The organism is Thiobacillus sp. (genome assembly GCF_024708915.1).
The window spans coordinates 1-12,988 of the sequence record NZ_JANJXQ010000021.1; the positions used below are offsets into that span (position 1 = coordinate 1).

Annotated in this window: 19 protein-coding genes; 8 read left to right on the plus strand and 11 right to left on the minus strand. The window is 68.4% G+C overall.

Annotation, left to right across the window (positions count from 1 at the left end):
• The 5 genes from Q0L94_RS01595 to Q0L94_RS01615 all read right to left on the minus strand — a co-directional run.
• Positions 1 to 484 (minus strand): SRPBCC family protein (locus Q0L94_RS01595; RefSeq protein ID WP_296749437.1); only part of this gene is annotated, 484 nt, incomplete at its 3' end.
• A complete protein-coding gene (locus Q0L94_RS01600; protein WP_296749439.1) occupies positions 484 to 1,113 on the minus strand; it encodes a DUF1571 domain-containing protein in 630 nt (209 codons plus the stop codon). The genes Q0L94_RS01600 and Q0L94_RS01595, both read right to left, overlap by 1 nt.
• A gap of 2 nt (positions 1,114 to 1,115) precedes the next feature.
• On the minus strand, positions 1,116 to 1,526 hold the full coding sequence (locus Q0L94_RS01605; RefSeq protein ID WP_296749446.1) for a cupredoxin domain-containing protein: 411 nt from the start codon (positions 1,524 to 1,526) through the stop codon (positions 1,116 to 1,118).
• Positions 1,527 to 1,533: 7 nt separating this feature from the next.
• The gene (locus Q0L94_RS01610) at positions 1,534 to 2,013 is read right to left on the minus strand and encodes a YbhB/YbcL family Raf kinase inhibitor-like protein (protein WP_296749476.1); all 480 of its coding nucleotides are present in this window, start codon (positions 2,011 to 2,013) and stop codon (positions 1,534 to 1,536) included.
• Positions 2,014 to 2,159: 146 nt separating this feature from the next.
• Positions 2,160 to 2,861, minus strand: coding sequence for a DUF480 domain-containing protein (locus Q0L94_RS01615; protein WP_296749448.1), 702 nt, complete (start codon positions 2,859 to 2,861; stop codon positions 2,160 to 2,162).
• Between the two features lie 78 nt (positions 2,862 to 2,939).
• Here Q0L94_RS01615 and Q0L94_RS01620 point away from each other — a divergent pair, with 78 nt between their 5' ends.
• Positions 2,940 to 3,320 carry a LapA family protein gene (locus tag Q0L94_RS01620; protein ID WP_296749449.1) on the plus strand — a complete coding sequence of 127 codons (381 nt, stop codon included), beginning with the start codon at positions 2,940 to 2,942 and terminating at the stop codon, positions 3,318 to 3,320.
• 81 nt (positions 3,321 to 3,401) lie between these two features.
• On the opposite strand, the gene Q0L94_RS01625 is transcribed toward Q0L94_RS01620, so the two are convergent.
• Together Q0L94_RS01625 and Q0L94_RS01630 are read right to left on the minus strand one after the other, a co-directional pair.
• Complete coding sequence (locus Q0L94_RS01625; protein ID WP_296749451.1) at positions 3,402 to 4,121, minus strand: hypothetical protein; 720 nt, start codon at positions 4,119 to 4,121, stop codon at positions 3,402 to 3,404.
• A 13-nt stretch (positions 4,122 to 4,134) separates the two neighbouring features.
• Positions 4,135 to 4,785: a SagB/ThcOx family dehydrogenase gene (locus Q0L94_RS01630; protein WP_296749453.1), complete on the minus strand. Its 651-nt coding sequence runs from the start codon at positions 4,783 to 4,785 to the stop codon at positions 4,135 to 4,137.
• A 135-nt stretch (positions 4,786 to 4,920) separates the two neighbouring features.
• Here Q0L94_RS01630 and Q0L94_RS01635 point away from each other — a divergent pair, with 135 nt between their 5' ends.
• The 7 genes from Q0L94_RS01635 to Q0L94_RS01665 are packed head-to-tail and all read left to right on the plus strand — an operon-like array spanning position 4,921 to position 10,750.
• On the plus strand, positions 4,921 to 5,841 hold the full coding sequence (locus Q0L94_RS01635; RefSeq protein WP_296749455.1) for an ATPase: 921 nt from the start codon (positions 4,921 to 4,923) through the stop codon (positions 5,839 to 5,841).
• Complete coding sequence (locus Q0L94_RS01640; RefSeq protein ID WP_296749457.1) at positions 5,822 to 6,874, plus strand: homoserine O-succinyltransferase; 1,053 nt, start codon at positions 5,822 to 5,824, stop codon at positions 6,872 to 6,874. The genes Q0L94_RS01635 and Q0L94_RS01640 overlap by 20 nt, the downstream gene beginning before the upstream one ends.
• Positions 6,871 to 7,965, plus strand: coding sequence for an ABC transporter permease (locus Q0L94_RS01645; protein ID WP_296749459.1), 1,095 nt, complete (start codon positions 6,871 to 6,873; stop codon positions 7,963 to 7,965). Before Q0L94_RS01640 ends, Q0L94_RS01645 begins: the two co-directional genes overlap by 4 nt.
• Positions 7,965 to 8,735 carry an ABC transporter ATP-binding protein gene (locus Q0L94_RS01650; protein WP_296749461.1) on the plus strand — a complete coding sequence of 257 codons (771 nt, stop codon included), beginning with the start codon at positions 7,965 to 7,967 and terminating at the stop codon, positions 8,733 to 8,735. The genes Q0L94_RS01645 and Q0L94_RS01650 overlap by 1 nt, the downstream gene beginning before the upstream one ends.
• Complete coding sequence (locus Q0L94_RS01655) at positions 8,725 to 9,672, plus strand: MlaD family protein (RefSeq protein WP_296749463.1); 948 nt, start codon at positions 8,725 to 8,727, stop codon at positions 9,670 to 9,672. The genes Q0L94_RS01650 and Q0L94_RS01655 overlap by 11 nt, the downstream gene beginning before the upstream one ends.
• The gene (locus Q0L94_RS01660; RefSeq protein ID WP_296749465.1) at positions 9,669 to 10,274 is read left to right on the plus strand and encodes an ABC-type transport auxiliary lipoprotein family protein; all 606 of its coding nucleotides are present in this window, start codon (positions 9,669 to 9,671) and stop codon (positions 10,272 to 10,274) included. The genes Q0L94_RS01655 and Q0L94_RS01660 overlap by 4 nt, the downstream gene beginning before the upstream one ends.
• A 47-nt stretch (positions 10,275 to 10,321) precedes the next feature.
• Positions 10,322 to 10,750, plus strand: coding sequence for a DUF4426 domain-containing protein (locus Q0L94_RS01665; protein WP_296749467.1), 429 nt, complete (start codon positions 10,322 to 10,324; stop codon positions 10,748 to 10,750).
• A gap of 58 nt (positions 10,751 to 10,808) precedes the next feature.
• Here Q0L94_RS01665 and Q0L94_RS01670 read toward each other — a convergent pair whose 3' ends face one another.
• The 4 genes from Q0L94_RS01670 to Q0L94_RS01685 form a co-directional block, all read right to left on the minus strand.
• Positions 10,809 to 11,489: a sulfite exporter TauE/SafE family protein gene (locus tag Q0L94_RS01670; RefSeq protein WP_296749468.1), complete on the minus strand. Its 681-nt coding sequence runs from the start codon at positions 11,487 to 11,489 to the stop codon at positions 10,809 to 10,811.
• A 51-nt stretch (positions 11,490 to 11,540) separates the two neighbouring features.
• Positions 11,541 to 11,756, minus strand: a complete 216-nt coding sequence (locus Q0L94_RS01675) for a GxxExxY protein (protein WP_296749470.1) — start codon at positions 11,754 to 11,756, stop codon at positions 11,541 to 11,543.
• Complete coding sequence (locus tag Q0L94_RS01680) at positions 11,729 to 12,019, minus strand: GxxExxY protein (protein ID WP_296749472.1); 291 nt, start codon at positions 12,017 to 12,019, stop codon at positions 11,729 to 11,731. Before Q0L94_RS01680 ends, Q0L94_RS01675 begins: the two co-directional genes overlap by 28 nt.
• A 153-nt stretch (positions 12,020 to 12,172) precedes the next feature.
• On the minus strand, positions 12,173 to 12,988 hold an 816-nt coding region (locus Q0L94_RS01685), incomplete at its 5' end, for an MFS transporter (protein ID WP_296749474.1).

The following is a 12,988-nucleotide window of genomic DNA, read 5'->3' on the forward strand; positions in this document are numbered from 1 at the left end:
GCGCCTCGAAGCAGACGACGTCGCCGGCCAGGCGGGCGTCGAGCGTGCGCGCCAGCGCTTCGCCGCCGCAGCGCATGATGCCGTCGTGGTTCCACCTGAAGAGGGGGCGCGCGAGCGGCCCGGCCAGGTTCATCCAGGCGGTCGTGGTGCGGACCTGCCAGTCGAAGCGCGCGCGGGTCACCCGGCCGTCGGTCGAGAAGCTCCAGCGGCCGCGGCCCTGGAGGTCGCCGCTCGCGGTGCCCTCGACCCAGGCCAGACGCTCGGCGTCGACCACGCGGATGTCGAACGTGAGCCGATACGGCAGGCGGCCGCGCCAGGTGTAGCGGCGCACGCTGCCGATGCCGCGGGCGTCGCCGGGGGCGAGCTCGTCGACGCGCTCCACGCTGCGCCACCAGCGCGGCCAGCTGAGCGAATCGGAGATGGCGTCGCACACCTGCTCGAGCGGCGCCTCGATGCACCAGAGCGTGACCAGGTGGTATTCCATCAGTCGTGCGGCGGATCGAAGAGGGTGTGCGCGAGCGGCACGTCGATTTCCAGCGCGTCGAACGTGACAGTCTCGATCACGGCACCCGCCGGGTCGCGGCTGATCACCCTCAGCGGGAACCGGGTCGCCGGGTCGAGCCACAGTTCGTATTGGTGCACGCCGGCGATCGTCTGCCCCGGCGCGCCGCTCACCACCAGGCGCAGCGCGGGGCGAGCGTCGACGCTTGTCTCGTCGGGCGCCTCCGCGTGCCCCGCCTCCAGCAGCGCGCCGACATGTTCGAACAAGGCGCCCACGTCCGAGCGGTCGACGGTCTGGCCCCCGACGCCGCGCACCAGGGGATTGCGCGGGCTCAAGTCGAGCTCCGGGAAGCGGCCGACGCCGAACGGCCACAGGCGCACCCGCCGGGTGAGCGGGCTGTAGACCAGCACGGCGCCCGCGTGCGGGCGGACGAACTCGATGCGGACGAACCCCGGCTTCCTGTAGTAATAGCGGAGATGTTCCTCGCCGTCGGGACGGACGGTGTGCAGGGTGACGCGGTAGGACTCGACCGTGCGGTAGTGCTCGACGGCGTCGGCGAGCGGCGCCGGGCGGCTTGCGGCGAGGGCGGCCAGCGCCAGCGCGGCCAGCATCGCTACTCCACCACGAGCACCCCTGCCATCCCCTTCTCGCGGTGGCTCTCCAGGAACAGCAGCCGGTTGCGGCAGTAGAACGGATAGCTGCCGGCGGTGGTGGGCGTGAAGCGGATGGTCTTGGGCGTGCTCGACAGGCTTTCGTCGATGTCGATCCCCGCCTCGGGGGCCTGGATCACGAAGCTGTGGGGGGCCAGCCCGCGCTCCACGCTGATCGTCAGTTCGACCGGCACGTTCGCCTTCACGGTCACCCGCTCGGGCCTGAAGAAGTACGACCCGCCTTCGATCCGTGCGCGCTGCACGCCGTCGGCGCCGACGCTCGCGCGTTCGGCCGGCGGGTCGGCGGTGGCGCAGGGCGGGCCGGCCGCTGCGAGGCAGGCGGCGAGGACGGCGGATTGCGCGATCGCACGCATGGCGGGCCTACTTCTTCTTCTGGTAGTACCCGACCAGTTCGGCCTTCCCCAGGACGTGCCCCTGCATCGCCTTTTCGAGCGCGGCCTTGGTCGGCGGCTGCAGGGCCGGCAGCGCGGTGTCGAGGGCGTAAAGCTTGTGGACGTAGCGGTGCCGGCCGACCGGCGGGCAGGGGCCGCCGTATCCGGTGCGTTGCCAGTCGTTGAGGCCCTCGCGGGTGCCGGGTGGCAGGTCCTGCGGGCGCGACTGCCCGGCCGCGAGCCCCGGTGTGCCGGGCGGCAGGTTGTACAACACCCAGTGCACCCAGGTCATCTTCGGCGCGGCGGGGTCGGGGGCGTCGGGGTCGTCGACGATCAGCGCCAGGCTCTTCGTTCCGGCTGGCAGTCCCGACCACGCCAGCGGCGGGGACTGGTCGGCGCCCTCGCAGGTGTGCCGGCCGGGAATGTCGCCATTGTGGGTGAACGCGTTCGAGCTCAGTTCCATGGTCATGCCCCTTTCCCCGGCGCACGCGGCCCCGCCCGCGAAGGTGGCGCCGATCAGGCTGCGTGTCGGATCGAACATGCTCTGAAATATAGACGCCCGGCCCGCGTGCACCAGCACGGCCGTGGCGCCGGGACCCGGGGGTGACGCCGCCCTCAGGTCGCGAGCCCGAGCTCGCGTTGCAGCGCCGCCATCTGCGCCTTGAGCGCGTCGACCTCGGTCTCCAGCCGAGCCACGTTGGCCTTGAGCGCGGCGATCTCGCCGACGGTCACGTCGGCGCCGGGCTCGGCCGCCGCAGGCGTCGCCATCACCTCGTCGAGCGCGGGCGTGCCGGAAAGCAGGTGCGCCCAGCGGTTCTCGCGCGCGCCGGGCTGGCGCGGCAGCTCGGCGACCAGGGCGCCCTCGGGGCGCGCGGCGAGCTCGTGCAGGAAGGACTCGACCGCGGAGATGTCGGCGAACCGGTGCAGGCGCTCGCAGTTGATGCGCAGCTCGCCGGCGGTTTGCGGTCCGCGCAGCATCAGCACGGCGAGCAGCGCGACCGACTGCGACGGCAGCTGCAGCGCCTTTTCCATGTTGTGGGCATAGCGCGGCACGCGGCCGCCGCTCGACTCGATGACCAGCGTCGGCCCCTTGAGGCTGTCGACGGCAGCCGCCACCTTGGCCTCGCTCGTCTCGATGACGGGATGGCGGCTCGTCTTCTGGTTGCAGCCCGCCACCAGGGCGTTGAGCGACAGCGGGTAGGTGTCGGGCACGGTGCGCTGCTTCTCGCAGAGCACGCCGAGGATGCGCGTTTCGAGCAGGGAAAGCACGGGCAGGCGGGGCGCGTTCATGGGCGTATCCGGGGGCAAAGCGCGCATTATGCGCCGCCGGGCCGCGCCCGGCTTCCTTGCCCGGGCGTCTATGATGAAGGCATTCGACAACCCGAAAGGAACAGGATGAATTTCCTCGCCGCGGCGATCCTGGTCGCCCTGCTGCTGCTCGCCGTGTTCACCCTGGTGAACTGGTCGGTCCTCAGCGCGCCCGCCACGCTCTCCTTCATCGCCTTCAGCGTCGAAGGCCCGCTCGGCGTGATCCTGCTCGGCGCCATGCTGTTTCTGGTCGTGCTCTTCGTCGTGTACGCCCTGACCCTGCGCACCCAGATGCTGGTGGAATCGCGCCGCCACAACCAGGAACTGCAGGCCCAGCCGAGCACGCCCAGGCCGACGTCCGCGACGAGTACCGCAAGCAGGTCGCCCAGTTGCGCACCCGGCAGGATCAGGCGCGCGACCGGCTGGCGTCGCTGCCCGATGCCGGCGACGAGGCCTGGCAGGACCTGAAGGCGGGAGTCGGCATGGCGAAGGACGCGATCCGCGAGGCGGTCGCCCGGTCGCGCTTCGACAGGTAGCGGCTCGCCCCCCTCAGGCCAGCCAGGCCTGGCGGATTTCGCCCAGCGTCTCGACGAGCTGCCGCATGCGCGCGGGTGCGTGGACATGGCCGTGGATCGCGAGGTTCACGTGGTCGTCATCGATGCCCAGAAAACGCACGCCGGCCTCGTCGAGGCTGCGGCGCAGGGCCTCGAGTTGCGGATCGGCAGCCGCATCGGCGGCGGGGCTGGATGTCAGCACGCCGATCGCTGCCCGCACCGCGGCGAGGTCGGTGCGCCCGCAGCGGGCCGCCAGGCAGGCGAGCGCCTGCCACAGCGGCGGCTTTCCGGCGTGCCGGTGCAGCGGGTGCGCCGCGCCGCGCAGGCTTGCCGCGACCGCATCCGCGTAGCGGGCGCCGGCTGCGGGGGTGTCGAACAGCATCCTGGGGGCATGGGCGAGGCGGATGCCTTCGGCGTCGCCGCGCTCGACCTCCGCCAGCGCGAGCAGGGCGAATCCCTGCGCGGTGTGGCGGCCAAGCAGCGCGTCCAGCCGGGCGTCGCCGGCCGCGGCGAGGTCCGCCAGCAGGTCGGCGCGCGGGGGCGCGACCGACCACAGGGCATGCGCCAGCGGGGCGGCGGGTTCCGGACCCCGGATTTCCACCCAGCGCCCATCGCACAACTCGACCAGCGACTGCTGTAGGGCGCGCCGCCGGGCCTCGGGCATGCGGGCGAGGCGCCGCATCGCCTCGGACTCGATGAGCGCGAGCTTGGGCATGCGCGACGCCGCGCTAGCGGCCGCCGGCCGGGTAGCCCACCGATTGCGCGAGGACGACCTGCTGGCGGGGGCCGAGCCGGAGCGCCTTCCCCAGCGCCACGGGGTCGACGAGGCCGCGCACGACCGTGGCGAGCCCCGCCGAGGCGCAGAAGAGGTAGACGTTCTGGGCGATGAAGCCGGCGTCGGCGGCGACGAAGCGCGCCTTCCGCTCGGGCGCGTCGTCGTCGCTCGTGCGGTCGAGGTCCGCCACGTACACCAGGTTCATCGGGGCGGTCGCGACGAAGTCCTGCACCCCGGTCAGGCGGCGCAGGTCGCCTGTGGCCACCTGCGTGAGCGTGTGCGTCGCCGGGTCGTAGCGATAGGCTGCCTCCGCGGTCGTCACGTAGACGTCGATCTCGCGCCAGTCGCGCGCCGACGGCGCGGTGCGCTTGCCCGAATCCGGCCGGTTCACGCCGTTCGCCGCCCACAGGAGATTCGACAGCAGCTGCGGCGGAAGCGGCCGGCCCGCGAATTCGCGCGACGACCGCCGCGCCTGCAGCGCCTGCATCAACGGCATGCCGCCCGCCGTCTCAGGGGGTGGCAGCCTGATCGATCCGGCGTCCTGCGCCAGCCCGCTTCCCATCATGCCTATCATGAAGAGTCCCGCTGCCATCCAGGTGTTCATGGCCATTCCCTCGAACCGAGGTGCCTCTCCGTCCACTGTAGACCCGCGGCGATGCGGAGCAAGCGGCGCCGCGCCTGCTTTTTAATTGCGTGGCTTTTCGGTAGGCTTCGCGCTGACCACACGAAAACCGGCCCCATGCACTTCACGCCCGAATCCTTCCGCGCCTGGCCGACCAAGCGCGTCACCCTGCTCGGCATGTCCGGTGTCGGCAAGACGCACATCTCGACCATGCTGCGCGGCCACGACTGGTTCCACTATTCCGGCGACTACCGCATCGGCACCCGCTACCTCGACGAGCCCATCCTCGACCTCATCAAGCAGCAGGCGATGCAGGTGCCCTTCCTGCGCGACCTCCTGCGCAACGACTGGATCGACATCAAGAACAACATCAAGATCCACGATCTCGGCCCCGTGCTCACCTTCGTCGGCAAGCTCGGCGGGCCCGAGTGGGGCGGGCTTTCGCTCGACGAGTTCAGCCGCCGCCAGGCCGGCTACCGCGACGCCGAGATCGCCGCGATGAAGGACGTCCCCGAGTTCATCCGCAAGGGGCAGGAGATCTACGGCTACCCGCATTTCGTCAACGACGTCGGCGGCAGCCTGTGCGAGCTCGACGCGCCCGGCGTGATCGAGCTGCTGGCCGAGCACACGCTCATCCTCTACATCCAGACCACGACGCGCGAGGAGGAGGAGACGCTGATCCGCCGCGCGCAGTCCGACCCCAAGCCGCTGTACTTCAGGCCGGCCTTCCTCGCCGAGCATCTGCCGGTCTACCTCGCGGAAAAGGGACTCGAATACGTCGCGCAGGTCGAGCCCGACGACTTCGCGCGGTGGGTGTTCCCGCGCCTGTTCCATTCGCGCATTCCGCGCTACGAGGCGATCGCGCAGCCGCACGGCTACACGGTGACGTCGCAGGAAGTGGCGCAGGTGCGCGACGAGCGCGACTTCCTCGCGCTGCTGGAGACCGCGATCGCGAGGAAGGCGCCAGGGGAAGGAGCGCAGGGATCAGGATTCAGGGGCCAGGGGTCAGGGGGGCGGAATGCCGCTGGTCGCGCATAACGCCCTGCCCACCTTCGAGCGCCTGCGCCGGGACGGCATCACGGTGCTGTCGACCGAGCGCGCGGCCGGGCAGGAAATCCGCGAGCTGCACGTCGGGCTCCTCAACATGATGCCGGACGCGGCGATCGAGGCGACCGAACGCCAGTTCTACCGCCTGGTCGGCGAGTCGAACCCGATCGCGCAGTTCTACATGCACCCCTTCACGCTGCCGACGCTGCCGCGCGGCGACAAGGCGCGGGCGCACATCGCGCAGTACTACGAGAGCTTCGACGCCATCCGCGAGGCGGGGCTCGACGCGCTCATCATTACCGGCGCCAACGTCAGCCACCCCAACCTCGCCGACGAGCCCTTCTGGGAGCCGCTGATCGAGGTGATCGACTGGGCCTGGGACAACGTCACCTCGACCCTGTGCTCCTGCCTCGCCACCCACGCGGTGATGCAGTTCCGCCACGGCCAGACGCGGGTGAAGCAGCCCGCCAAGATCTGGGGGGTGTTCGAACACCGCGTCACCGACTTGCGCCACCCGCTGGTGGGCGACGTCAACACGCGCTTCGACGTGCCGCACTCGCGCTGGAACGACGTCTCGCGCGCGCAGTTCGAGGCGGCCGGCGTCAGGGTGCTGGCCGAGAGCGCCGAGGCCGGCGTGCACCTCGCGGTTTCCCACGACGGCCTGCGGACCGTGTTCTTCCAGGGTCATCCCGAGTACGACACGGTGTCGCTCTTGAAGGAGTACAAGCGCGACCTGCTGCTCGCGGCGTCCGGCAAGCTGCCCGAGTTCCCGCCGTTCCCGCGGCGCTACTTCAACCGCCAGGCACAGGCGCTGCTCGCCGAATACGCCCACCGCACCCTGGCCGGCGAGACGCTCGCCTTCCCCGAGCCGCTGCTGCTGCCGCTGCTCGACAACACCTGGCACGACACCGCCGAGGGTGTGGTCGGCAACTGGATCGGCTGCGTCTACCAGGTCACCCACCGCGAGCGCGGCCTGCCCTTCATGCCGGGAATCGATCCCGACAACCCGCTCAACCTCGCATGACGGCAGCCAGCGCGCACTTCGACGAAGCCGAGGGCGCGCTGATCGTGCGCGGCGACTGGGACGCCGGTTCCGCGCCGGCGCTGCCCGAGCTTGCCGGCAGGCGGGTGCGCGTCCTGGACGGCGCCGGCATCACCCGCCTCGACACCAACGGCGCCTGGCTGCTGCTCAGCGCGGTCCGCCCGCAGGCGACCGGGCCGCTGCCGGAGCTGCGCGCCTTCCAGCCGCGGCACCGGGCGATGATCGAGCTGGTGGACCGCAACTGGGCGGCGACGGCGGCCACGCCCGCGCTGCGCCGTGAAGGCGTGTTCGAGTTCGCCGGGCGCGGCGCCCTCGTGCTGTGGGGGCACCTCGTCGGCCTGCTCGACTTCATCGGCCGCCTCTTCCTCGAGCTGGCGGCGCTGGCCGCACGTCCGGGCCGCTGGCGCTGGCTCGAATTCGGCGCCCAGGTGCGTGACATCTTCGTCGGCGCGATCCCCATCGTCGCCGGCATGCTTTTTCTCCTGGGCGTGGTGTTCGCCTACCTGCTCGGCTCGCAGGCCCAGCAATACGGCGCCAGCATCTTCGTCGTCGACGGCCTGTTGCTGGCGATCTTGCGCGAGGTGTCCCCGGTCATCGTCGCCGTCCTGGTGGCCGGGCGCACCGGCGCCGCCATCACCGCGCAGATCGGCACCATGAAGGTCACCGAGGAAATCGACGCCATCACCACGCTCGGCCTGTCGCCGCTCGCGGTGCTGGTGGTCCCGCGCATCCTCGCCCTGCTGATCGCGCTGCCGCTGCTGGTGTTCGTCGGCGACATCGCGGGCCTCGCGGGCGGCATGCTGGTGACCAAGGCGCAGCTCGACATCTCGTATGCCATGTTCATGGACCGGATGGCCGAGGTGCTGCTGCTGAAGACGCTGCTGGTCGGGCTGGGCAAGGCGCCGGTGTTCGCCATCTTCATCGGGCTGATCGCCTGCCGCATGGGGCTCTCGGTGACCCGCGACGCGCGCAGCGTCGGTGCCCACACCACGTCGACCGTGGTACAGAGCCTGGTCGCCATCATCATCCTCAACGCCATTTTCGCCATCATGTTCGTGAAGCTGGAAATCTGATGGACGAAGAACCGGTCATCGACGTCCGCGATGTCTCCACCACGCTGGGCGGACACAGCATCCATCGCGGCCTCAGCCTGTCGGTGGCGCGCGGCGAAGTGGTCGCGCTGATCGGCGGCAGCGGCACCGGAAAATCGGTATTGCTGCGCGAGATCATCGGTCTGTTGCGGCCGCAGGCGGGACGCATCGAGCTGTTCGGACAATCGGTGTGGGATGCGACGCCCGCGCAGATGAATGCGCTGCGCCGGCGCTTCGGCGTGCTGTTCCAGGATGGTGCGCTGTTCTCCTCCCTCAGTGTGGAGGACAACGTCGCCACCCCGCTGTTCGAGCATACCGACCTGCCGCACGCCACCTGCCGCCGGCTGGCGCGGCTGAAGCTGGCGCTGGCCGGATTGCCGGCGGACGCCGCCGGCAAACGCCCGAGCGAGCTGTCGGGCGGCATGCGCAAGCGGGTGGCGCTGGCGCGCGCACTGGCGCTCGACCCGGAATTGCTGTTCCTCGACGAGCCGACGTCCGGCCTCGACCCGATTTCGGCGCGCGCGTTCGACTCGCTGATCCGGCTGCTGGCCGACAGCCTCGGGCTCACCGTATTCCTTGTCACCCACGACTTGGATACACTGTTTTCGATTATCGATCGCGTCATCGTGCTGTCGGATGGCCGCGTGCTCGGCAGCGGAACGCTGGCCGAACTGAAGCATATCGACGATCCGTGGCTGCGCGACTACTTCGCCGCACGGGCGCCGAATGGAGAAACCGCGCATGGAAACTGAAGGACGCTACACCCTGGTCGGCACGCTGGTGCTGGCAGTGATCGCGCTGATGGCGCTGGCCATCGTGTGGTTGGTGGGGGCGGCGGATCAGATTGCGTACCAGACCTACACCATTTATTTCAAGCAGCAGTCGCTCGACGGCCTGGCGGTCGGCAGCCCGGTAAAAATGCGCGGCATCAAAGTGGGCGTGGTCGACAGCTACCGTTTTGTTCAGGGCGACGACGAGGCCGTCAGCGTCATTGCGCGCATCGACGAGGGCGTACCGGTACACACGGGCGCCGCGGCTTACATCAAGCGCAATCTGGTCACCGGTATCGCCGCCGTCGAAATCAACAATGGCCCGAGCGACAGTGCCCTGCTGAGCGAGCTTCCCCGGGACGGGCGCTACCCGGTCATCGCCGAGGGCAGCTCCGATCTCGACAAGGTCGCCACCGCCATCTCGCGGCTGGCGCTCAACGGTGCGCAGGTGCTGGAAAAAATGAACACGCTGCTGTCGGAAGACAACCAGCATGCCATCAGCCAGACGCTCGCCAACCTCAACGAGCTGTCCGGCCATCTCGCCGCCAACAAGCAGGGTCTCGACGCCGTGGTACAGGGCATCCGCGACGCCACCGACGAATTCCGCTTCGCTGGCGCCAGCATCGGCCAGGCCGCCACCCGGGCCGAAGGCAGCATCGTCGGTGTCGGCAACAGCGCCGAGGACGCATTGAAAGAAGCCAGGGTCGCGATGGAAAAGCTGCAACGCGACGCCAGCCTGATTTCCGGACAAATCCAGCAGCTCACCGAAACCGGCACGCTGGAAATGACCAATGTCAGCCGCGATGTGCGCACCAGCGCCGACGTGCTGACCACCGCCGGGCAGCGCCTGTCCAACCCGCGCACCATCCTGTTCGGCCCGGGCCAGCAGCAGCTCGGCCCCGGAGAAAAACTGCCATGAAAAGACTCCTCGCGCCGGCTATGCTCGCCCTCACCCTGACGGGCTGCGTCAATTTCGGCGAGCAGCCCAATGCCCCTGCGATGGTGTATTACGTGCTGGCCGACCCTGCTCCTGCGCCCGTTGCCGCCCCCGTTCGCGGCGGTGCCGTTCCTACCCTGCTGGTGCTCGACACCACCACCGGCAGCTTTTACGACACCGACCAGCTGGTATTCAGCCGCAGCGCCGGCACCCGCGGCCAATACCAGTACGCGCGCTGGACCGAGCGCCCCGGCAAGCGCTTTGCCGACCTCATGCGCGCGCGGCTCGACCGCCAGGGCGCCTGGCAGGTCAGCGCCGCCGGCGGTTATGTGCGCGGCGATGTGCTGCTGGATACGGTATTGATCGAGTTCTACCACGATGCCGCCAGCGAGCCGGGGCAGGTGCGGCTGGCGCTGCGCGCCGAACTGGTCGATCTGAAGCAGCGCAAGCTGCTGGGGCGGCGCGTCTTCGAGCAGCAGGTGCCGGTGCCGAGCTACGACGCCGCCGGCGCCGCCGAGGCCTCCAACCTGGCCGTCAGCCGTGCGCTCGACGACCTGACCGCCTGGCTCGCCACGTTTCAATAAACGCCTACAATTCGGATAGCATCGCCCACGATAAGAGGAGAGTCGCCATGAAACGTCTGCTTGCCGCCCTGTGCCTGAGTTCCATCGCCGTTGCCGCCCATGCCGAAATCTCGCAGAAATTCGGCCCGCTGGAAATTCACTACAACGCACTCACCACCGACGAGCTGTTGCCCGAGGTCGCGCGCGCCTACAAGATCGAGCGCAGCAAGACACGCGGCCTGGTGACGATGTCGGTGCTGAAGCAGAACAAGGTCGGCGTGCCGACGCCGGTTCCGGCCAAGATCGCCGTCTATGCCACCAATCTCAACCAGCAGCTGGGCCACGTGACCATGCGCGAAATCAAGGAAGGCACCGCCATTTACTATCTTGGCGAATTCCGTGTCTCCCCGCCGGACACCCTGAAATTCACCGCCAGCGTCGAAGTGGCGGGCGAGCCCAAGCATGAAATGGTGTTCGAGCAGAAGTTCTACAAGTAAGCCCGACTACCCCGCAGCCCCGCCAGCCGGGGCTGTTTTTTTGCGTATCGGTGCCCGTTCAGGGGTTCGAGACGGCCGAATGGATCAGCGTCAGCAGCCCCCACGCGCCGAAGCCCGCCACCGTCAGACCGGCGGCGCGGCGCACCCAGAGTTGCTGCATGAAAGGCTGGAGCTGCCGCGCGAACAGCCCCATGCCCAGCAGGTTCGGCAGGGTGCCGAGACCGAATGCCAGCATCAGCGCCGCACCCGAGGTGGCGCTGCCGGCCGCCAGCGCCGACACCAGCACCGAGTAGACCAGTCCGCACGGCAGCCAGCCCCAGGCCATGCCCGCCAGTACCGCCTGCGGCAGCGATTTCACCGGCAACAGTTTCTGGAACAGCGGCTTCACCTTCTTCCACAGCGCGCCGCCGGCGCGCTCGAACACCAGCACCCATTGATTGAAGCCAGCCAGATACAGCCCGAGCAGGATCATCACCAGCTGCGCCAGCACGAACAGCGCGGTCTGCACCGGCATGAATCCGGCCAGCTTGAGCGTGGCGCCCAGCGCTCCGGCCAGCGCACCGAACAGCACATAGGACGATACCCGCCCCAGGTTGTAGGCCAGATGCATCCTGAACGGCGGCGTGCTGCCGTCGGCGCGGAAGGAAAACGCCGCGACGATGCCGCCGCACATGCCGACGCAATGCACCCCGCCGAGCAGGCCGGCGAGCAGGGCGGTGAGGAGGGAGAATTCGATCATTTTTTTATCCGCGAAGTACGCGAAGGGACGCGAAGGAAAATCAGGGAGAAATCATCGGGATTTTACGAGGCGTCGCCAGTCCAGTTTACCGTGGGCGCCGAAGTTGATCAGCAGGCCTACTGGCAAGCCAGCGGCTTTGAGGTAGTTGATGAGTTGGGCTTTTTCACCTCCTGTCAGCTTGTCCAGCGCCTTTTTTATCCGCGAAGTACGCGAAGGGACGCGAAGGAAAACCAGAGAGATCATTGGGATTTTACGAGGCGTCGCCATTCAAGTTTTCCGTGGGAGCCAAAGTTGATCAGCAGGCCTACGGGTAAACCGGCGGCTTTGAGGTAGTTGATGAGTTGGGCTTCCTCGCGTCCTGTCAGCTTGTCCATCGCCTTGAGTTCGACCAGCACTTTGTCGAAACACAGGAGATCGCAGACGTAGCCTTTTCCGAGCGGCTGGCCTTTGTAGTGAATCATCAGTTCGCGTTGTGCTTCGAAGGCAATCTCGCGAAGCAAAAACTCTCGCTCCAGCGCTTCCTGATACACCGCCTCCAGAAATCCTGCCCCAACTCGCGATGCACCTCGATCGCCGCCCCAACAACCGCATAAACCTCCTCCCGAAACACGAGTTCATCCATTTCTTGTCCTTCCTTGTTTTTTTCTTCGCGCCCCTTCGCGTCCTTCGCGGAAAAAAAGGTTTTAAGTCTTCCCCCGCCCCACCAGCCACACCAGCAGCAGCACCGGCACCCCGATCAGCGCCGTGCCGGTGAAGAAATTCGCCCAGCCGAACGCATCGACGAACTCGCCGGAAAAGCCCGCGATGAACTTGGGTAGCAGCAGCATCACCGAGGTGAACAGCGCGTACTGCGTGGCCGAATAGGCTTGATTCACCAGACTGGAGAGGTAGGCCACGAACGCCGAGGAGGCGATGCCGGCGGAGAGGTTGTCGGCCGACACCGTGACCACCAGCGCGCTGACGTCGTGCCCGCGCCCGGCCAGCCAGACGAACAGCAGGTTGGTCGCCGCCGACAGCAGCGCGCCGAGAAACAGCGTGCGCATCACGCCCATGCGCATCACCAGCAGGCCGCCCAGGCCCGCACCCGCAATGGTCATGATCACGCCGTACACCTTGGACACGGTTGCGACCTCGTCCTTGGTGAAACCCATCTCCTGATAGAAGGGATTGCTCATCACCCCCATCACCACGTCGGAGATGCGGTAGACCGCGATCAGCGCCAGCATCAGCAGCGCCTGCCACTTGTAGCGCACGAAGAAATCCACGAAGGGCTGCACGAAGCTCGTCGCCAGCCACGCGCCGAATCCTTGTTCCGCGATGCGCGGCAGCGGCGCCGCATGCGCCGGCTCGCGGATGATCAGCGTGGTGAGGATGCCGACCGCCATCAGTGCCGCCATCACCGTGTACGCCACCTGCCACGGACGGAAGTCGTAGGTCGCCTCGGATGGGTCGACGCTCGCCGCGATCCACAACGCCCCCGCGCCGGCGGTGATCATCGC